Source organism: Pseudomonas sp. B22(2017) (assembly GCF_002113105.1).
Taxonomy (GTDB): domain Bacteria; phylum Pseudomonadota; class Gammaproteobacteria; order Pseudomonadales; family Pseudomonadaceae; genus Aquipseudomonas; species Aquipseudomonas asiatica.
This window is the reverse complement of the sequence record NZ_NEJN01000001.1, coordinates 723,734-743,451: the sequence shown is the minus strand read 5'-3', so window position 1 is coordinate 743,451 and position 19,718 is coordinate 723,734. Positions and strand designations below refer to the sequence as shown.

At 64.5% G+C, this 19,718-nt stretch carries 12 protein-coding genes; 4 read left to right on the top strand and 8 right to left on the bottom strand.

The genetic code is table 11. The features are described 5' to 3' along the window. Positions 1 to 42: 42 nt before the first annotated feature. Positions 43 to 744: a response regulator transcription factor gene (locus CAG18_RS03575; RefSeq protein WP_003259958.1), complete on the top strand. Its 702-nt coding sequence runs from the start codon at positions 43 to 45 to the stop codon at positions 742 to 744. A gap of 6 nt (positions 745 to 750) precedes the next feature. After that, the gene (locus tag CAG18_RS03570; RefSeq protein ID WP_013972839.1) at positions 751 to 2,049 is read left to right on the top strand and encodes an ATP-binding protein; all 1,299 of its coding nucleotides are present in this window, start codon (positions 751 to 753) and stop codon (positions 2,047 to 2,049) included. A 115-nt stretch (positions 2,050 to 2,164) separates the two neighbouring features. On the opposite strand, the gene CAG18_RS03565 is transcribed toward CAG18_RS03570, so the two are convergent. The 4 genes from CAG18_RS03565 to nrfB form a co-directional block, all read right to left on the bottom strand. Then, positions 2,165 to 3,256 carry a diguanylate cyclase gene (locus CAG18_RS03565; RefSeq protein WP_015270561.1) on the bottom strand — a complete coding sequence of 364 codons (1,092 nt, stop codon included), beginning with the start codon at positions 3,254 to 3,256 and terminating at the stop codon, positions 2,165 to 2,167. A gap of 123 nt (positions 3,257 to 3,379) precedes the next feature. After that, on the bottom strand, positions 3,380 to 4,219 hold the full coding sequence (locus CAG18_RS03560; RefSeq protein ID WP_085720373.1) for a DUF4434 family protein: 840 nt from the start codon (positions 4,217 to 4,219) through the stop codon (positions 3,380 to 3,382). Continuing rightward, positions 4,219 to 7,224, bottom strand: coding sequence for a phage receptor (locus CAG18_RS03555; RefSeq protein ID WP_085720371.1), 3,006 nt, complete (start codon positions 7,222 to 7,224; stop codon positions 4,219 to 4,221). The genes CAG18_RS03560 and CAG18_RS03555 overlap by 1 nt, the downstream gene beginning before the upstream one ends. After that, a complete protein-coding gene (nrfB, locus tag CAG18_RS03550) occupies positions 7,221 to 9,395 on the bottom strand; it encodes a cyclic di-3',5'-guanylate-activated glycosyltransferase NrfB (RefSeq protein WP_085720369.1) in 2,175 nt (724 codons plus the stop codon). The genes CAG18_RS03555 and nrfB overlap by 4 nt, the downstream gene beginning before the upstream one ends. A gap of 193 nt (positions 9,396 to 9,588) precedes the next feature. Here nrfB and CAG18_RS03545 point away from each other — a divergent pair, with 193 nt between their 5' ends. Both CAG18_RS03545 and ilvA read left to right on the top strand, forming a co-directional pair. Next, positions 9,589 to 10,020, top strand: coding sequence for a PACE efflux transporter (locus tag CAG18_RS03545; protein ID WP_003259966.1), 432 nt, complete (start codon positions 9,589 to 9,591; stop codon positions 10,018 to 10,020). A 181-nt stretch (positions 10,021 to 10,201) separates the two neighbouring features. Further along, the gene (gene ilvA / locus CAG18_RS03540; RefSeq protein ID WP_013972832.1) at positions 10,202 to 11,761 is read left to right on the top strand and encodes a threonine ammonia-lyase, biosynthetic; all 1,560 of its coding nucleotides are present in this window, start codon (positions 10,202 to 10,204) and stop codon (positions 11,759 to 11,761) included. A 232-nt stretch (positions 11,762 to 11,993) separates the two neighbouring features. Here ilvA and CAG18_RS03535 read toward each other — a convergent pair whose 3' ends face one another. From CAG18_RS03535 to CAG18_RS03520, 4 genes are all read right to left on the bottom strand, one after another. Continuing rightward, the gene (locus tag CAG18_RS03535) at positions 11,994 to 13,175 is read right to left on the bottom strand and encodes a hypothetical protein (protein ID WP_039614693.1); all 1,182 of its coding nucleotides are present in this window, start codon (positions 13,173 to 13,175) and stop codon (positions 11,994 to 11,996) included. 56 nt (positions 13,176 to 13,231) lie between these two features. Then, the gene (locus CAG18_RS03530) at positions 13,232 to 13,705 is read right to left on the bottom strand and encodes a VOC family protein (protein ID WP_013972830.1); all 474 of its coding nucleotides are present in this window, start codon (positions 13,703 to 13,705) and stop codon (positions 13,232 to 13,234) included. A gap of 110 nt (positions 13,706 to 13,815) precedes the next feature. Continuing rightward, the gene (locus tag CAG18_RS03525; RefSeq protein ID WP_015270555.1) at positions 13,816 to 15,435 is read right to left on the bottom strand and encodes an NADP-dependent glyceraldehyde-3-phosphate dehydrogenase; all 1,620 of its coding nucleotides are present in this window, start codon (positions 15,433 to 15,435) and stop codon (positions 13,816 to 13,818) included. A 148-nt stretch (positions 15,436 to 15,583) separates the two neighbouring features. Further along, complete coding sequence (locus tag CAG18_RS03520) at positions 15,584 to 19,411, bottom strand: leucine-rich repeat domain-containing protein (protein WP_085720367.1); 3,828 nt, start codon at positions 19,409 to 19,411, stop codon at positions 15,584 to 15,586. Positions 19,412 to 19,718: the final 307 nt, after the last annotated feature.

The window sequence follows — 19,718 nt, the reverse complement described above, 5'->3', positions numbered from 1 at the left end:
AGGCCGGTGAGGTCTTACCCCAACCCAGATTCCCAAGCACCTATGCCGAATATTTTCCTGGTCGAAGACGACAGCGCCCTGTCCGAACTGATCGCCAGCTACCTGCAACGCAACGACTTCCATGTCCAGGTGATCGCCCGTGGCGATCATGTGCTTGACGAGTACCGCCGGCAAAAGCCCGACCTGGTCATCCTCGACCTGATGCTGCCGGGGATCGACGGCCTGCAGCTGTGTCGCCTGCTGCGCCAGGAGTCGCAGGGCCTGCCGATCCTGATGCTGACCGCCCGCGACGACAGCCACGACCAGGTCCTGGGCCTGGAAATGGGCGCCGACGACTACGTGACCAAACCCTGCGAGCCGCGTGTACTGCTGGCCCGCGTGCGTACCCTGCTGCGTCGCAGCAGCGTCAACGAGCCGCGCCTGGACAACGACCTGATCCTGATCGGTGGCCTGCGCATCGACCTGGCCGAGCGCACCGTGAGCTGGCGTGGCGAAGAGGTGGAGCTGTCCAGCGGCGAGTACAACCTGCTGGTGGTACTGGCGCGCAATGCCGGCGAAGTGCTGAACCGCGACCGCATCCTGCAGCAACTGCGGGGTATCGAGTTCAACGGCACCGACCGCTCGGTGGACGTGGCCATCTCCAAGCTGCGGCGCAAGTTCGACGATAACGCCGGCGAAGCGCGCAAGATCAAGACCGTGTGGGGCAAGGGCTATCTGTTCAGCCGTGTCGAGTGGGAGTGCTGACCGCCCATGCTGAAGATTCTGGTGCGGCTGTACCTGGTGATCATCGTTGCCTATGCCGGTGCACTGTTGTTCATCCCCGACACCATCGTCGGCCTGTTCCAGGACCGCTTCATGGCCTACAACCTGGACCAGGCCAAGGGCGTGCAGTCGCTGATCGTGCGCCAGTTCCGCCAGGCCCCGCGCGAGCAGTGGCCGGCGGTGGAGCAAGAGCTGGCCAGTGATTTCGCGCCGCTGGAACTGCAACTGCTGCGCATGGACCAGGCTGACCTGAGCGAGGACGAGCAGGCGCGCCTGGAGCACGGCCTGTACGCCGTGCGCATTGCCGAATGGGGCTACTACGAGACGGTGCTGGCGCCGCTGGACAAGGAATGGCTGGTGCGCCTGCACTCACCGCCAGACCCGCTGGATATCAACGTGCTGTCGTGGGGTGTGACCGTCCTGATCGGTGCAGCGATGCTCGGTTGCCTGTTGCTGTGGGTATGGCCGCACTGGCGCGACCTGGAGCGCCTCAAGGAAACCGCCCGGCGCCTGGGCCAGGGGCAGATGGCCGAGCGTACGCACATCTCGCCGCACTCCAACATCGGTGAGCTGGCTGGGGTGTTCGACACCATGGCCAGTGACCTGGAGCGCCACGTCAACCAGCAGCGCGAGCTGCTCAATGCGGTGTCGCACGAGTTGCGCACGCCGTTGACCCGGCTGGATTTCGGCCTGGTGCTGCTGTTCGACGAAGTGCCGCCGGCCAGCCGCAAGCGCCTGCTGGAGCTGGTGGGGCATGTGCGTGAGCTGGATGAGCTGGTGCTGGAGCTGTTGTCCTACAGCCGGCTGTACAACGCCGACCAGGCCCGCGAGCGGGTCGAGGTGTCGTTGCTGGAACTGGTCGACAGTGTACTCGGCGGCTTTGCCGAGGAACTCGATGGCCGGGGTATCCAGTGGGAGGTGCGGGCCGAGGGGGATTTGCCGCGTTTTGTGCTGGACCCACGGCTGACGGCACGGGCGGTGCAGAACCTGGTGCGCAATGCCATGCGTTACTGCGACGAGAGCCTGTTGCTGCGCTTGCGCCTGGAAGACGATGGCGCCTGCCTGGTGACGGTGGAGGATGACGGGATCGGTATTCCGGTGGAGGAGCGCGAGCGGATTTTCCAGCCGTTCTACCGCCTGGACCGTAGCCGTGACCGCAATACCGGAGGGTTTGGCCTGGGCTTGGCGATCAGCCGGCGGGCGATCGAGGGGCAGGGTGGCACCTTGACCGTGGCGCAGTCGGCGCTGGGGGGCGCGCAGTTCCGGATTCGCTTGCCTGCCGGGTGATTGGGTGCCTGTGCCGGCCCTTTCGCGGGTGAACCCGCTCCTACAAGAGCCGTACAGATTCAAACACTGTGGAGCACCTGTGGGAGCGGGTTTACCCGCGAAAGGGCCGGGCCTGCTAATCACTTTCTGCCAGCCGGGCAGACCACAGCACAAACCGGTCCTTGCCACTGTGCTTGGCCTCGTACAGCGCCTGGTCGGCGCGCACCAGCGCCGTGGTCAGGCTGTCGCCCTGGTCCACCCGGGTGAGGCCAATGCTGATGGTTACCGGGTGTTCGCCAACATCTTCACGTACTCGTTGGCACAGCGCCGCCACTCGTTGCTCGGCGCCTTGCTGGTCCAGCCCCTGGAAAAAGATCGCGAATTCCTCACCACCCAGTCGGGCAAACTCGTAACCGGCCATGCTCGCCTTGATATGCAGGGCCACGCGCTTGAGTACTTCATCGCCCACGTCATGGCCAAAACGGTCATTCACCCGCTTGAAGTTGTCGATGTCGATCATCGCCAGGTACTGCTCGGCCGTGGCCAGGCGCAGCTGGTGGCCGGCCTGGGCCATGAACGAGCGGCGATTGGGGATTTCGGTCAGGGCATCGACATAGGCCTGGTCCAGCAGCACCTTGGACAGGTAGAAGTTGTGCAGCTTGGCCTTGCGCATCTGCAGGTAGCTGTAGATGACCAGGCCGCTGAGGAACACCGCGTAGCTGATCAGCATGGCGCCTTCGAGTTCGTCCGGCCCGATACGGGTGTGGTAGAACGGGTTGAGCACCACCCAGGTGATGGCCATGGCGCAGAAGAACGACCAGCGCCGCACCGGTAGCACCGAAACGGCATACAGCACGGTGGACACCCCGAGCACCAGCCATACCGGGCGCTGGGCCACCGGGATGCCTTCGATCACCAGGCGCATGCCCAGGGTGATGGCGGCGATGAACAGCAGGTTGAGTACATCGAAGTGATGGCTGCGACGGGTGAACCGCAGTACCACGGTGAGGCTGCCGAGCAGGGTGATGAACAGATAGGACAGCCAGGTGAAGCCCTGGCCGCCGAGGAAGCTGACGATCAGGTCGAAAACCAGCCAGATCAGAATGCTGACGCAGAATACCAGCAGGCAGAACGGGCGCATGAGCTCGAATTCGTGCTGGCGGAATTCGGCGCGCAGGGCGGCGGGGGCGACCTGTTTGCGAACGTGGGCTTCGATGGTCTTGAACATTCGGGCTCCTGAGAGTACTACCATGCCGGTCCCGGCCCTTTCGCAGCACAAGGCTGCTCCTACAGGTGACGCATTTCTCCTGTAGGGGCAGCCTTGTGCTGCGAAGAGGCCAGGCCTGGGGACTCAATTGGTGGGCAGAACACCCCGGGCCCATGGCCGGTAACGCAGGTCGAACACCGCCTCGGCATGGCACCCGGCGCCCAGCTTCGGCTGGGCAGGCTCAGCCCGAAACGCCTGGCCTGGCGCGCTCACCTGGCGGAACGCCTCGCGCACCACGCCAACCCGGCACGGCAAAGCCTGCTCGTAGCCCTGGCGCACCAACGCGGGCAAGCGCCCGGTCCCGGCGCCATCCTGCCACCACACAGTCAAGCCCAACCCGGCCAGTTGATCCAGCCATGCGGCATTGACCCGCGGTGAGAGTTTGCCGACGCTGAAAGCACTGATGTGCAAAGGCTTGTCCAGTTGCCGGTTGAAGGCCTGCAACTGGCTGCGCAGGGCATCCCGGCGCTCGGCCTCGCGAAAGTGATGGTCGTCCAGCTCCATGGGCAGGTACCAGCCGTCCACCGGCAACTGCCACGCCTGGCGCAGTTGCTGATACTGGCTGAGCGAGCGCCCCAGCTGCGCCTTCCAGTAGCTGTTCAGGCCTTCACCGTCCAGCTCGTCGATGCGCTGGTAATAGACCGGGTCCATGTACAGCCCCAGCACCAGTTGCAGGCCCTGGGCACGCGCGCTGCGCAGGCTGTCGGCCAGCCAGCCCCGGGCACCACCGAAATCGCTGTCGCCATAGGCGCTCCACTGCACGATCAGGGTTTTGCCGCCCTGGGCCACGGTGGCATGCCACAGTTGCTGCCACTGGGCGGGGGTGACATTGGCGTCGCGGTTGAGGGGTTGGTAGAACAGGCGCTGGTCGGCGCTGGCTGGCAGGCACAGGGCAACCAGGCAGAGGGCCAGGAACGTACGCATCAGAAGGTCATCTCCGCACCGACCAGCACGCCATTGGCGCGCTCGTATAGATTGCCGCCCAGCGATTGCTGGTATTCGGCACGCACTTTCAGCGAACCGCGGTAGGCATTGTAGCGGTCGTCATCGAACCACCATTGCCAGCGCACGCCCACCCCGGCCCGAGCGTCCTGGCGCCAGTCGTTGCTCGGGTCCTGGCTGGAAAACTCGACAAAACCATAGGGCATGATAGTTTGCGGTGAGCTGCCCGGCAGCTTCCAGGCGTGGCCTTGCTGGTAGCGCGACAGCCAGGCGTGGTCGCCGGCACGGGTCCACCAGGCGGCGTCGAGGTAGAGGAAGCGTTCGTTCCAGTCGTCTTCATCGACCCGCCAGTCGTTGCGCCAGTCGCCCTGGTCGAGGAAAGAAGCGGTGGCCCGCAACAGCAGGTCGTTGCTCGATTCGGCGTGGTGACGCAGGTCGCCCCAGTTGCCGCCGACCTTGGCGGGGCTAAGCAGTTGGCCCAGGCTCAGCCCGCGGTAGTGTTCCTCGTCGATCTGACGCTGGTGGTACAGCTCGGCATACAGGTTGAGGTTGGCCTGGCCGAATGGTTTGTAGCGCAGGCCGACACCGGTACCCATGCTTTGCGCGTAGTCGGTGCGGCTTTGCCCACCGAACAGCACGCGGCCATACACAGACAGGGTGCTGCCGTTGCGGCTGGGCTCTTCGCCCAGGGCGTGGTCCCACATGGCCAGTTGCACGTTCTGCGATTGCGCGCGGCGCGAAGTGCCGCTGCGCTGGCCATTGTCGAGGAACTTGTCGTTGGTCGAGGTACCGGCCGGCGACCAGGTGCTGGCCAGGGTGATGGTATCGCGCCGTGACAGGCTTTCGTGGGCGCGGCGCTGGCGGTACTTGCGCGCTTCCAGGCTGCCGTATTCGTCGTCGCCGTCGACCAGGTCCTGCTCCACATCGAGGATGCGGCGCAGTTCGCGGCGCGCCGAAGCGCTGTCTTCGGCTTCGTCATAGCGCAAGGCCAGCGTCTCGCCAAGGCGGTAGTCCTCGGGGAAGTCGTGGGTGGCGCGTTCCAGGTAGGGGATCGACTGGCGGCGCTGGGCCTTGTCCGTCGAGCCGGCCAGGCGCATGCCGTAGTCGGCGCGGTAGCGTGGCTGGTCGGGAGCCAGGCGCACGGCTTCTGCCAGCCAGGCGCTGCTCCGGGCACTGTCGCTAGCCAGTTGCGCGGTGCTGGAGGCCGCGTAGTAGTGGTCGGCCCGCGGGTTGTGTGCCAGGGCCTGGCGCTGGAAGCCCAGCGCCGCCTGGTAATCGCCTTGGCGCTGGGCGATGGCGGCACCCAGGGCCCAATCGTCGGCGCTATCGTGTGCGGCGGCGTCCCAATAGCGCCGGGCCGCTTGTGCGTCGCCGGCGTTCAACGCGCCGCGAGCGGCAGTGAGGCGGGCGTTGTCGGTCCAGGCGCTGTCCGGCTGGGTGCGCCAGATGGGCAGGGCCGCTTCGGAGTCGCCAGCGGCTTCCAGGGCATAGGCCAGGGGCAGGCGGCTCCCGCTGTCGCCCAGGCGCTCGGCGGCCTGGTAGTAGACCACCGCTTCGCCTGGCTGGTCGGGCATGGCGCAGCGGCCCAGGGCGCGGTACTGGCCAGGTTCGCTCGGGGTGGCCGGTACTGCCTGGCGCACGGCATCGCACTGGCCAGCCTCGGCAAGGCGGCCGAGCAACTGGGCCCGGGTACTGGCGTCGACCCGAGGGACCAGGCCGAGCATGCGGCGGGTGTCCAGCGGCCCGTCGTTACGTGCATACAGGTTGCCAAGGCGTTGCAGCAGCGACGGTGCAAGGCGGCCTTGGTGGCGGTCGTAGGCCTGTTCCAGCAATTGCCGGGCGTGTTCGTCATGGCCTTGCTGCATCAGCAGGAAGGTGGCTTGCTCCAGTGCGGCCATATCGCCGCTCTGCCGATAGCGTTGCTCCCACTCGGCGGCGGTACGTGGTTGCGGGGGCTGGGGCGGGTCGCCGTACAGGCGTTGCTTGAGCACGGCGTAGGCCTTGGGGTCAGTGCTGGCTGTGCAGCCCTTGAACTGCTCGCGCGCCAGCTGCGGGTCGCGGCGCGACAGCCAGTCGACGGTTTCCAGGCAGGGGCGTTGCAGTTCGTTGCTCAGGCGCTGCACCAGCGGCGCGTCATCGCCTGCGCGGGCCAGCTCCCACAGTTGCTGGCGCTGCTCGGGCTGGTTCAACTGCTCGGCGGGCAGTGCCTGCAGCCAATGCCGGGCCTGCTGGTTCTGGCCGACGGCGATGGCGCGGTTGGCCATGGCCAGGCGGGCCTGGTTGGCTGCTTCGGGGGAAGGGGCGCTGGGCAACAGCGCGTTCAACCCTTTTTCATCCACCTGCTGGATATACGCATTGGCCAGGCGCTGCCAGTCCTGCGCAGGTAATTGGCCTTGCTCGGCCAGCGGCTTTAACTGCTCGATGGTTTCCTTCCAGTTGCGCAGTTGTTCGGCGAAGTTGGCTCGGGCCAGGCGCAGCACTTGGCCGTCGCCCTGTGGCGGCAGATGGTTGAGCCAGTCCAGCGCCCTGGCAGCACCCCCGAATCTGGCCAGGCTCAGGCTGTAGGCCTGCCACAGGCGAACCCGTTGAGCGCCGTCGCTGCTGGCCAGCCATTGTTCCACTTGGCTGGCCGGCGGTGGGTCCTGTTCGATCCAGGTCAAGCGCAGTTCCAGCAGGGCGTTTGCGTGTTCGGGGCTGTCGCCCAACTGTTCGGCAAGGGCTTCGGCCTCCTTGTAGCGGCGCTGGTGAGCCAGCGCCTCCACCAGCAGTGCACGCGCTTCGTCGTTGTTCGGCACCCGGCCCAGCACGTGGCGGGTCAGGCGTTCGACCTCGGCCCAGTTGTCCTTCTTCGCTTCGCGGTAGCTGCGCTCCATGAACGGGTAACTGGTGAACCGCTGAAAGTCGGTCATCGGCGCCGAAGCGGCGCAGGGCAGGGCGGCGGAACACAGCAACAAGCCAGTGAAGGTGAGGGAAAAGCGCGGCTTCATGCCACCTCCCGGGTCAGGTCAAAGGCGGCCTGCTGTTCGCTGGCCTGTTCGATCAGGGCCTGCTGCAGCACCTGCTCGGTGATGATGCCGCGGGCGATCAGGTGCTCGCCGAGGCTCTGGTGTTCCGGGTCGAAGTCGATCAGCGCCTGGTTGAACAAAGTGACCGGGACCATGCCGCGCACCTGCAGCAGGGCGCCGAGCATTACCTGGTGATGGCTGACCTGTTCCAGCAGCACTTCGTCGTCCTGGTGGCGCTCGAGGATGGCCAGCATGTCGCGGGTTTCCGGCTTCTGCCAGGGGCTTGGGTAGTGGTAGCGCAGGCCCAGGGTCACCCGGCCCTGGGGCGCCAGGCGGGCACTGACCGGGCGCTTCAGGTGGCGGCTGATTACCCCCAGCGACACCTGGCTCACCGGGCTTTCGCTGGCCAGCACCAGCTTGTCGCCGTCTTCGGCCACCGGTAGCACGCCGTAGTGCGTCGCCAGCTTGCGCGGCAGTTTGGCGATCAGCTGCGGGTCGAGCTTGAACGGGTTGAGCGGTGCCCAGGGCAGGTCCATCTGCTCGGCCAGGGTGGCGACCAGCTGTTCGCTGTTCAGCCAGCCGCGCAGCAGCAGCTCGCGGCCCAGGCGCCGGCGTACCGGGCTGGTGATCGCCTGTTGCAGCTGTTCGTCGCTGATCAGGCCCTTGGCTACCAGGCGCTGGCCCAGCGGCGTGCGGGCGGGGGCGGCGATGGCGGGGAATTCGTGGGTGGTCTTGTCCCAGGCCACGCGCCGCGAGTCACCCATTTCCATCACCTGGCGCAGGGCACGCAGGTTGGCGAAGAAGTTGACGAAGTTGCTCCACATCATCCGCGGTGCCGACAGTAGCCCTTCGCCGATGCCATAGAAGCGGGTGACGAACCAGGCGCGCTGGAACAAGCGGTTGAACAGCATCAGCCCGTTCAGCCACAGCAAGGTGGTCAGCAGCCAGCTGTCGCTGAGGATCGACATGAAGCGCCACGACTCCGGCGCAATCACCGTGACCAGCCACATGGCCAGCAACACCAGCAGCAACAGGTTGACCAGGAAACTCAGCAGGTAGGCGAACAGGCCGCGGCGGTCGCGCCAGAGGAAGTAGTTGAGCGCGCCCTTGCGGCTCCAGCCTAGGTTGCTGGTGCCCTGGAACACGATGCCGACGATCCACCGCGACTTCTGCCGGATGGCATGCTGCCAGTCGCGCGGGAAGTGCTCGCGCACGCAGATCACCTGGGAAAATTCGCGGCTCATGCCCGGGCGCCATTCCTGCTTCAGGGTCAGCGCCGGGTCGGTGATGGAGTAGCGGGCGAAAATGCACTTCATGCCCTTCTGCTTCAGGCGGAAGCCGATGTCGTAGTCTTCGGTGAGGCTCTGTACGTCGAAGGCGATGCCGTCGCCGTCCTCGAGCAGCGCGCTGATGGCGCGGCGGCTGAAGCAGGTGCCGACCCCGGCGCTGGGCACCTGGCCGGTCAGGGCCTCGCGCACGATCACGTCCTTGCCGTGGTTTTCGGCGAACTCGTCGACATAGTGGCCGGCGGTGAAGCCTTTCCATTCCGGTGCGTAGGGGTACACCGGGATCTGGATCATGTCCTTGTTCGGCAGCAGGTAGTTGAACAGGCGCAGCTCCATGGGCGAGATCACGTCTTCGGCGTCGTGCAGGATGAAACCGGCAAACTCGATGCCGGCGTCCTGTTGGAAGCGCAGCAGCGCGTCGATGATGTTGTTCAGGCAGTCGGCCTTGCTGGTGGGGCCGGGGCGGGCGCAGACCACCTTGTGCACGTTGGGGTAGTGCAGGCATACCGCGTCGACGTCGGCCTGGGTTTGCGGGTCGTTGGGGTAGGTGCCGACGAAGATCTGGTAGTTCTCGTAGTCGATGGTCGAGGCTGCCAGGCGGGCCATCTCGCCCACCACGCCCACTTCGTTCCAGGCCGGGACCATGATGGCCAGCGGTTTCTCCGGCACCTCGAACAGGCGTTTTTCGTCGGCTTTCTCGTACTTGTCGTAGATGCGAAAGCGCCGGATCAGCTTGCGGCCCCAGTAGCACAGGTCGATGAACAGATCATCCAGACCCAGCAGGAACATCAGCGAGGCCAGGATGATCGCGAGGATCTTCAGGCCGAACAGCACGTAGGTGAGGAAGTCGATGAATACCAGGCTCATTTGCCGGTCACCGACAGGAAGGGGTGGGCCATCGTCTTTATCCTCGTTCGATTCCCTGGACGAAGTTGTACGACTTGCTGCCGTTTGTACTGGATAGATACAAGCAGCCGAACGCGGGGTTGTCCAAATTTCAGGCTTTTTCTTGTGGGCCACTTCTTGTAGTTTTACAGGTCGTTTACCCAGGGAGCTGAACATGCAAGGCAAGGCACGCAAGATCGTCCAGGCCATCCTTTACGAGGCCATCGCCGTCGCCTGCGTGGCGCCCGCGCTGGAGCTGGCGTTCGGTGCCGGCATGGCGCAGTCGACCGTGCTGTCGGTGCTGATGTCGGGCATCGCGATGAGCTGGAACATGGCCTACAACTGGGTGTTCGAACGCTGGGAAGCGCGCCAGCACCGGCGTGAGCGCACTTTCCTGCGGCGTCTGCTGCATGCGCTGGGCTTCGAGGGCGGGCTGGTGCTGATCCTGCTGCCGCTGGTGGCGTACTGGCTGGATGTCAGCCTGTGGGCGGCGTTGCTGACCAACCTGGCGTTGTTCGTGTTTTTCTTCGTTTATGCGTTTGTCTTCCAGTGGGGCTTCGACAAGGTGTTCGATGTGCCGCTTTCGGCGCAGCAGGCCAAGTGTTGACTTTGTGCTGCGCTACCGGCTAAGTTCCTACCCCATGAAAACTTTCCAGCACGTCAACGCCATTATTATTACCGCCATTATCAGTTTGGCGGGCTAGCGCGTACGTGCACCGAACCCGCCCTGGAGGCGGGTTTCTTCTCTCTGACTCCTGGGCAACGTGAACACAGCCAAGGAGTCATCGATGACCAGCTTCGTCAGCCCTCGTTCTACCGTCACCCCCCAGCAACTGCTGTCGGAGCAGGTGCGGCGCATTCTTGCCGCCCCGGTGTACGACCTGGCCATCGAAACGCCTTTGCAAGCTGCGCCTGCGTTGTCTGCCAGCCTGGGCAACCAGGTATTGCTGAAGCGGGAAGACCTGCAGCCTACCTTTTCGTTCAAGATCCGCGGTGCGTATACCCGCCTGTCACGGCTGAGTACCGTGCAGCGCGAGCGCGGGGTGATCACCGCCTCTGCGGGCAACCATGCCCAGGGCGTGGCCCTGGCGGCATCGCACCTGGGCATGAAGGCCACCATCGTCATGCCTACCACCACGCCGTCGCTGAAGGTGGAGGGTGTACGCTCGCGCGGTGGTCATGTAGTACTGCACGGCGAGAGCTTCCCCCATGCCTTGGCCCATGCGCTGAAACTGGCCGACAGCGAAGGCGCCACCTTCGTGCCACCGTTCGACGACCCGGATGTGATCGCCGGGCAGGGCACCGTGGCCATGGAAATCCTGCGCCAGCGCCCGGGTGCGCTGGACGCCATCTTCGTGCCAGTGGGCGGTGGTGGTCTGATCGCGGGTATTGCCGCTTATGTGAAGTACCTGCGTCCGGAGGTGAAGGTGATCGGCGTCGAGCCGGAGGACTCCAACTGCCTGCAGGCTGCCATGGCGGCCGGTGAGCGGGTGATCCTGCCGCAGGTCGGCACCTTCGCAGATGGCGTGGCGGTAGCGCAGATCGGCGCCCATTGCTTCGAGTTGTGCCGGCACTTCGTTGATGAAGTGGTGACCGTGAGCAGCGACGAGCTGTGCGCGGCGATCAAGGACATCTACGACGATACCCGCTCGATCACCGAGCCGTCAGGCGCCCTGGCCGTGGCGGGGATCAAGAAATATGTGGCGCGCGACGGCGTGCAGGGGCAGACCCTGGTGGCCATCGACTCCGGGGCCAACGTCAATTTCGACCGCCTGCGCCATGTGGCCGAGCGTGCCGAACTGGGCGAGCAGCGCGAGGCGATCATCGCTGTCACCATTCCGGAGCAGCCGGGCAGCTTCCGCGCCTTCTGCCAGGCCCTGGGCAAGCGGCAGATCACCGAGTTCAACTACCGCTATTACCCTGGCAAGGAGGCGCGGCTGTTCGTTGGGGTGCAGACACACCCACTACACGACCCGCGTGAGCAGTTGCTGGCCAGCCTGCATGAGCAGGGCTACAGCGTGCTGGACCTGACCGACAACGAACTGGCCAAGCTGCATGTGCGCCATACCGTTGGCGGCCATGCCGCGCCCGGGGCTGACGAGCGGGTGCTGCGCTTCGAATTCCCCGAGCGCCCGGGTGCTTTGCTGGGCTTTCTGGAACGGCTTGGCAAGCGCTGGAATATCAGCTTGTTCCATTACCGCAACCATGGCGCGGCAGAAGCACGGGTATTTGCGGCGCTGGAAGTACCGGGGGATGAGTTGGCGGGGTTGCCGCTGGCGCTGGATGAGATGGGGTACCGTTACTGGGATGAGACCGACAACCCGGCGTACAAGCTGTTCCTGGGTTGATACGCAAACCTCATGCAGCCTGTATGGGCCTCTTCGCGGGCACGCCCGCTCCCACAGGGACGGCGCATGGCTTGAGGTTGGTGCGGTCCAGGTGGGAGCTGGCTTGCCGGCGATGGGCCGCGAAGCGGCCCCTGGGTTTCAGCACTAGTGCATGAATGGCAGGGGCTGCTTTGCAGCCCATCGCGACACAAGGCCGCTCCTACAAGGTTTTGTGTGTGCCGGTAGAGGGGGCTCAGCGCTCACGCATGAAGAAGCCGGCGACGAATTTGCGGAAGGTTTCCAGGCTCTTGAAATCGGCGTAGCGCTTGAAGTTCTCGGTATCCGGTTCGGGGCCGATTGGCTGCTCCAGCAACGATACCGACAACACCCGGTCCTGGTCCGAGGTCATTACCAGTTCGTCCATCACCTGGCCGCCGATCACCGGCCGGCGCATCTGCACTTTCACGCCTTTGCCGGCCATCCAGTCGACCAGCGACACCAGGGCCTTGAGCGGCTCGCGTTCTTCATCGCGGTAAACAGGGAACAGATGAGCACGCGATAGCACCGGCACGCTGGCCACATGGATCAGTTCGTAGTAATGGCTGCCGGCACTGGTCGGTGAATAGAGCATCAGCGCCAGCAATGGCCCGCTGGTGCGGTTGCCGCCCCAGTAGAGGTGGTGCCCCTGGAAGTCGAAGCCGTCTTCACTTCGGTTATTGAACAGCTTGCGTCCCTTGATCTGGTCCACGCAATCCAGCAGCAGGCCGTGGCGGCGGTGGTTGCCGAACACCGTGGCTTCACGCAGGCGGGACTTGAGCATCATCATGTGCTTCATGTCCAGGCGGGTTTCCAGGTAGTTGCTGGCGGGCACCCGTTCCAGCAGCGGATAGCGGCTGGCAACGCTGCGCAACTCGGCAAACTGCCCGGTCAGGTCCTTTTTCAGGTGCGTGGCATACAGGTTCAGGCCGCTGGTCTCGATCCAGGTCAGCAACAGTGACAGCAGGCGCTGTTGTTCACGCCGTTCGCTGCCGTCGCCACCACTGCTGGTGGTGCTGCTGCGGAAATCACCAATCAGGCGCAACGGTGTGTCGGGCGGTAGCCAGGCAGCAGGTGGTGCGGGGTCGTTCTCGCGCTCGGTCGCTTCGCGCTCGTCCTTGGTGAACGGGCAGCCAGGCGCGTGTTCGGCAGTTCCCGGGTTGTTCTTGAGAAACAGCGTACCGGTGCTGCCGTTGAGGGTGACATTCAGCACCGGCAAGGCATCGTTGCGGCAATCGCAGGCCAGCCACTGGTTGGCGTTGCGCACCTTCATCAGCAACTGGTTGGCCTGCAGCAGGCGCGGGCCGGTGAGGCTGCCGGTGGCAAAGCCGACCAGCAGCTCCTCTTCTGCAGGGGTCAGGCTACGGACCTGTGCGGCGGTTTTGTCGATGATTCGCATGAAGCAGCTCCCAGCTACGAGCCCCAAGCTTCAAGCAAAGTGGCGCCGCTTTCAACTTACTGCGCAGTGCCAGCGAACATCTTCGCAGCACGGGCGCGAATTTCATCGGGGGTCAGGTCCTCCTTGTGGGTGGAAACGAACCAGATGTTGCCGAAGGGGTCTTTCAGGGTGCCGCTGCGGTCGCCGTAGAACTGGTCCGTCACTGCACGCAGCTGGGTGGCGCCGGCCGTCAGGGCCTGGGCATAGACCTTGTCGCAGTCCTCGACATACAGGTGCAGGCCTACGCTGGCGCCGCTGAGCTTCTGGCTGGCGGTGAGGCCGCCTTCCATGTCGCAGGGGTCGCCCAGCATCAGCGACGAATCGCCGATTTTCAGCTCGGCATGGCCAACGCGGCCGCCAGGGGCATCGAGGCGGAACATTTCCACCGCGCCAAAGGCCTTCTTGTAGAACTCGATGGCCTTGGCGGCGTCGTTGATGGCCAGGTAGGGGGTAATGCTGTGCTGGCCTTCGGGAATGGGTTTGGCTGCCATGTTCGACTCTCCTTGGAAGTGGGCGCCGGTTGGCGCCCTTTTGCTTAGAGTCGTTTGCGCAGATGGAAAATCGACAGGGGTGATAGATCGATTCTCTATAAGCGTGGCGGTCAGAAGATGTAGTCGGTGGTCAGGAAGGTCGACTGCCGGTTGCGAATGATCTCGCTGATCAGTTCCTTGTTGGCCTCCTGGAAGCGCGTCGCGACCAGCGTGCGGATAGAGAACACTCGCAGGGCGTCGTGTACCGACAGGGTGCCTTCGGCGCTGTTCTTGCGGCCGTTGAACGGGTAGGTGTCGGGGCCGCGCTGACATTGCGCATTGATGTTGATGCGCCCGACCTGGTTGGCAAAGATGTCGACCAGGCTGCCGATGGTCGCCGGGTCATTGCCGAACAGGCTCAGTTGCTGGCCGTAGTCGGAGTCCAGCACATAGTCGATCACTGTCTGCAGGTCGCGGTAGGGCACTATCGGCACCAGCGGGCCGAACTGCTCCTCGTGGTACACGCGCATGTCGCTCTTCACCGGGTACAGCACGGCGGGGTAGAAGAACGAGCCACGGCTGTGCCCGCCGCGTTCATTGAGCACGCGGGCGCCCTTGGCGGTGGCATCGGCGACCAGGCCGTCGAGGTAGTCGACCTTGCCGGGCTCGGGCAGCGGTGTCAGCGCCACGCCAGGCTCCCAAGGCATGCCAGGCTTGAGCGCGGCCAGCTTGCGCTGGAACTTGTCGAGGAACGCATCGACCACATCCTCGTGCACGAACAGGATCTTCAGCGCCGTGCAGCGTTGGCCATTGAACGACAGCGCACCAGTGACGGCCTCTTCGACGGCGTTGTCGAGGTCCACCTGGGGCAGCACGATGCCCGGGTTCTTGGCATCCAGCCCCAGCGCGGCGCGCAACCGGTGCGGGCGCGGGTGCAGTTTCTTCAGGTCGCTGGCGGCCTTGTGCGTGCCGATGAAGGCGAACACATCGACCTTGCCGCTGGCCATCAGCGCACTCACCGTTTCCCGGCCACGGCCGTAGATGACGTTGATCACCCCCGGCGGGAAGCTGTCGCGGAAGGCTTCGAGCAACGGCCGAATCAGCAGCACGCCGAACTTGGCCGGCTTGAACACCACGGTGTTGCCCATGATCAGCGCCGGGATCAGCGTGGTGAAGGTCTCGTTCAGCGGGTAGTTGTATGGGCCCATGCACAGGGCCACGCCCAGCGGTGCTCGGCGGATCTGGCCGAGCGTGCCCTGTTCCAGCTCGAAGCGGCTGGAACGGCGGTCGAGGTCCTTGAGGGCGTTGATGGTATCGACGATGTAGTCGCAGGTGCGGTCGAATTCCTTTTCCGAGTCCTTGAGGTTCTTGCCGATTTCCCACATCAGCAGCTTGACCACGGCCTGGCGCTGCTCGCGCATGCGCGCCAGGAAGGTTTCGACATGCTGGATTCGCTCGGCCACGCGCATGTTCGGCCAGGCGCCACGGCCTTTGTCGTACGCCTGCACGGCGGCATCGAGGGCGGTGAGCGCGGTGTCGGCATCGAGCAGCGGAGCGCTGCCCAACACCACCTGGTGCTCATCGTCGCCTTCCTTGAGCCAGACCGGGCTGCGCACTGTGGCCAGTGGGCCGTCCCACCGTCTGAGCTCACCGTTCACCAGGTAGTCGCGTTGTTCCAGGGGGGCTTCCAGGCGCCAGGTTTCCGGGATGTCCTCGGCGCTGGGGAAGAGTGAATCGAGCAGACGGTCCATGGGTACTGCACCTCACATTGCTGGGTGGGTTTCGAGCTGGGTGAAACGCTTCAGCAGCGAGCATGCACCGCTCGCCGGAAAAACACCAGTCTGGCTCAACATGACCACCCGCGCCTGCCTGTTGGACAGGCAGACATCGGTATCCCTGTCAAAGCGGGAGGTTGAACAGGTCATAGGGTGGGTGCGTCAACCATTGCTGGCGCAGGGCCGGGTCTGCGTCGATCAGGGCCAGGCGCCGCCAGAACTCTGCACGGGCTTGCCGTGGGCGGGACACGAACGGTTCAAGTTCAAGCAAGGGCCTGAGGTCGCGCCGATACTGCAGCGGCAATCGCTGCCACAGGGCCATTTCGGCCGGGCCGGTTTGTTCGAAGAATTCCAGGTAGTCGCCTTCGCACACCAGCAGGTCCACCTGATGCATGGCGTTGTAGGCCTCGATCTGCGCGAGCACAGGTGCGCCCAGCCATTCACTTTCCAGGCGCAGGGCGTTTGCAACTGACCGTGGCAGGTTGAAACCGTCTGGCAGCCGCAGCAGCTGGTTGTCGCCAATGTCCAGGATGATGGGCTCGATCATCTGGTCCAGGCCTTGCGGCAATTCGCTGAGCGCACAGTCGTTCAGGAACAGCGTCCTCAGGTAGGCCAGGCCACGCAGGTCCGGGGCCTGCAGCAGTGGGTTGCCCGAAAGGTCCAGTACTACAAGCCCGGAGCAGCGGTTCAGTGCCTGCTGGGCTTGGCTACTCCAGGTAATGCGGTTGCCTTCCAGATCCAGCCAGGCGAGGTGCTCAGTGTTACCCAGGCGGGGCACGGTGTCGAACCGGCAGTCGGCCAGCAGCAGGCGATTGAGGTTGGGGAAGCGCTCGTAGAACCCGGTTGGCAACTGGCTGAGCGAACGGTTGTAGCTGAGTGACAGGTGCTGCACATGGGTGAAGTCGTCTGGCAAGGCCAGGCTGGCCAAGTCCTGGTTGTCCAGCTCCAGGCCGGACAGGTCCAGGCTGTGCAGGCTGCCACCCCCTTCAAGCGCTACGGTCGACAGCCGCCGCCAGGCGTTGAGGATGGGGCGGATGGCCAGGTGCCGCTGGTGAGGGCGCTGCGGATCGGGCCGGGCCCATTCATGCAGGTCGCGGCGCAAAGTATCCAGACGCTGCTGCAGGTCGTGCAGCCGCTGTGTGGGTGAGCGAATGTCATCGACGTACGGGTTGTCCTCGTCGTTGCCGAGCCAGTTTTCGAATTCCCAGTCGGTGGCGTCGGGGAACAAGCGCCGATAGGCCCCGGCCAGCGAGCCTGCCAGGCGCGGCTGAGGCGGTTCGGGGTCAAGCGGCCGACCGCCGCGCAAGCTGCCCATGGGCTTGCGCAGCAGCGCGCGATGACCCCAGAGGCGTTGGGCCAGTGTCTGCCTGTGCAGGTCGACCCAACCCAGTACGCGCTGGCGTAGCGAGCTGCCATCGGCCGTCGGGAAACCCAGCGTATCGCGATGCGAGCGTGGCAGTGCCTGCTCTATGGCACGGCAGAGGTCCGGATCACGCGGTCCAGGTGCAGGGCGCTCGCCCCGGTCGACCTCATAGCCTTCGGTCGTTTTGATCACACGGCGCAGGGTGCTGGCCTGGTCGCTGCCGACATGCTCCAGCAAAGGGCCTTGGGGGCTTGCGCCATGCAGCTCCAGGCGCAGGTCCGCAGGCCAGTCGGGCATGGCATCCAGGGCGCTGAACAGCAGGCGTTCGCTGTCGCTGCTGGCTCGGGCCGGCTGAAGCACACCCTCCAGGGCGCGTACCAGGGGCAGCTCGCTGTGCACCTGTTCCAGTGCCTGGCGAACCTGAATGGGTAGCTGACCCTGCTGTTGCCAGGCGAGCGATTCAGCCTCGCCCAGCGGTGTCAGCAAACACGTGGCCAGGGCAGGGGAAAGCCGCGGATAGGCAGCGAGCAGTTTCTGCGTTGACGGGGTGGTGGGCGCGCTGCCGTTGTAGAGGCGCTCGAACAGGCCCGGCGTGGCCTTGTCGGCCAACGCCTCGACCTTGGCCTGTGCCGCCATGCGTTGCAGGGCATCGAGCAACAGCGGGGGCGTTGCTCGGCCTTCCAGGTGCACCCGGCGCAACTGCGCGGTGTCGATGCCGCAGAGGCGCCCTGCCTTAGCCAGCTGTTCTGGTGTGAACGCGGCATACGCCTCGCCAAGACGGCGCGCCAGCTTCGCGAATGGCCACTGGCCGGGTTGTTCATGCTGGCCGCGCCAGGCACCTTGGGCATTGTGCGCCAGCGGTGGCTGCCAGGCATCGGGCGTGTCGGGGTGAATGGCCCGCCATTGCTGCAGGTTGTGGTCAAAGCGTTGTTCGAAGAGCTGGCCGTCCATGCGGATGAAATACCGGCCCTGGTACAGGTACTGGCCAAGTGCATTGGGCTGCAGGGTTTGCGGCAGTGTCACGGCACTGCGGTAGGGGGTGAGGTCTTCATTCCAGAGCCGGTAGCGCCCGTCGCTGCCGCGTACCTGCTGCAGGCTTTCCATCAACGGGCTGTTGAACAGCTTGGGTACCACCTTGCCCGCCGCCACGAAGCCGCCGATCAGGGCCAGGTTCAGGCCAACCGCCTCCAGGTGGCGCAGCGCCAGGTGACGGTCGCCTTCATGCCAGGCCTGGTAGCCCTCGAAGGCCTCGCCGAGCAGTTGGCAGGCCGTGACGGCCAGCATCAGGGTGCCTGCACCTGGGATGAAGAACGCGGCAATATTCAGTGCATCCAGGCCAAGGTTTTCCCACTCATCCAGGCGCCTGGCCCGCGCGTTGGCATCGGCCATCGCGGTGGGGACCGCCAGCAGGCTGGCTTCGTGCTTGAGGCGGGCCAGGTGCAGGTCCTGGTAATGGCCGAAAGGCTCGGCTGTGATAGCCACGCGTGTGGGACGCAGGTCCGCTTGCGCTGCACGCTGCCAAGGGCGGTCATAGGCAGTATTGCCTGTGGCGTCGAGGTTCTGCTGCAACAGGTCGAGAAAGTGCGTGCGCTGGTCCTGCCTGATGTAGGCCGTGAAGGCTTGGCGGGCATCGGGCTCCAGCAGCAAGGTCGCCAGCGTGTCGTGTACCGCGTCCAGGTTGCTGCATTGGCGCAGGGCCGGGTCATGGCCGGGCAGATACAGCGCCAGCCCCGCACCGCCGGCATCGATCAGCATGACCTCGTGCAGGGGCGTGCCGAACAGCGCCAGTTGCCAGCACGGTACGGTGCCACCCTGCAACAGCCGTTCGATCTGGTCAAGGGTGCTGCCATCAAGCAGGTGCCGCATATAGGCAAGGTCGGCCGCCAGGCGCAGGCGGTCTTTCTGCACCCTGATGGCCAAGCCCCGTATGGCGGGTTGGGCGAGGTGCTGTTCCAGGTGGGCCTGGTAAGCCTTGCCCAGGTCCAGGTCACGGCACAGGGTGGCGAAAGCGGCCGGTGCGAGTGGCAGCCGTTCCACCTGGTAGTGCTCCGACTGCAATGGAAAGTGGGCGATGGGCACTTGCATGCCAACAGGGACGGCGCCTTGTATCTGAATCGGCGTGACGTGAATGTTATCGCCCAGGGCAATGGCACTTTCAGCAGTGAACACCTCGTCGCTGGCGAAGTTCTGCAGCGCGGCCTGCAGCAAGTTGTCGCGTCGATGGCTGAATAGATAGCGCAGGGCGGCCCAGTGCCAGTTGCGCTCGACCCGCAATAGCTGGCTATTGCGCAGCTGCGCGTGGAAGCCGTGTTCGGCAAGACGCCGTTGCAGCAATGGCTCGGCAAATTCTGTGATTTGTTTCAGGCCTTTGAGTGAGTTGGCCAAGGCTGCTTGCGCCTGCATCAGGCGCGCCTGGCTGGCACACGCTGCTTCACGCAGGTCGGGGGCAGCATTGGCGAACCAGTCCTGCCTCTTCCACGGGGCGACCTGGGTTCGCTTCAACGCGGCCCACTGATTGGGCGTTACCTGGCGAGCCCAGTGCGGCAGCTGCGCCTGAAGCAGGGGTTGATGGGGATTGATGGCTGGCATGTCGACGCTCCTTTCAGGCAAAGGGGGCATCAAACGTCAATTCCAGACAGGCGAGTGGTAATGGGATAACGCGGCTTGGATATATGGATGGAAATTCGCTGTCTGAATCGGCCATTCATGCAGGAAATTTGACGTCATGAAACTTTACATGGCGTGAGGAAGCTTTAAGGAAATGCAATCAAAGTGCCACTTGATAAAGTGTTTGGGCGCACCTTAAATTGTTAATTGATATGGGGGTTTCTGGATAATTTCCGAATATCAACATGATACGTGCTTTTTACTGAATTGCTGTCCTTTTCCGATTGAC

Coding starts and splice junctions, on each gene's coding strand:
- CAG18_RS03575 (WP_003259958.1), top strand. CDS start 43: ATGCCGAATATTTTCCTGGTCGAAGACGACAGCGCCCTGTCCGAACTG.
- CAG18_RS03570 (WP_013972839.1), top strand. CDS start 751: ATGCTGAAGATTCTGGTGCGGCTGTACCTGGTGATCATCGTTGCCTAT.
- CAG18_RS03565 (WP_015270561.1), bottom strand. CDS start 3,256: ATGTTCAAGACCATCGAAGCCCACGTTCGCAAACAGGTCGCCCCCGCC.
- CAG18_RS03560 (WP_085720373.1), bottom strand. CDS start 4,219: ATGCGTACGTTCCTGGCCCTCTGCCTGGTTGCCCTGTGCCTGCCAGCC.
- CAG18_RS03555 (WP_085720371.1), bottom strand. CDS start 7,224: ATGAAGCCGCGCTTTTCCCTCACCTTCACTGGCTTGTTGCTGTGTTCC.
- nrfB (WP_085720369.1), bottom strand. CDS start 9,395: ATGAGCCTGGTATTCATCGACTTCCTCACCTACGTGCTGTTCGGCCTG.
- CAG18_RS03545 (WP_003259966.1), top strand. CDS start 9,589: ATGCAAGGCAAGGCACGCAAGATCGTCCAGGCCATCCTTTACGAGGCC.
- ilvA (WP_013972832.1), top strand. CDS start 10,202: ATGACCAGCTTCGTCAGCCCTCGTTCTACCGTCACCCCCCAGCAACTG.
- CAG18_RS03535 (WP_039614693.1), bottom strand. CDS start 13,175: ATGCGAATCATCGACAAAACCGCCGCACAGGTCCGTAGCCTGACCCCT.
- CAG18_RS03530 (WP_013972830.1), bottom strand. CDS start 13,705: ATGGCAGCCAAACCCATTCCCGAAGGCCAGCACAGCATTACCCCCTAC.
- CAG18_RS03525 (WP_015270555.1), bottom strand. CDS start 15,435: ATGGACCGTCTGCTCGATTCACTCTTCCCCAGCGCCGAGGACATCCCG.
- CAG18_RS03520 (WP_085720367.1), bottom strand. CDS start 19,411: ATGCCAGCCATCAATCCCCATCAACCCCTGCTTCAGGCGCAGCTGCCG.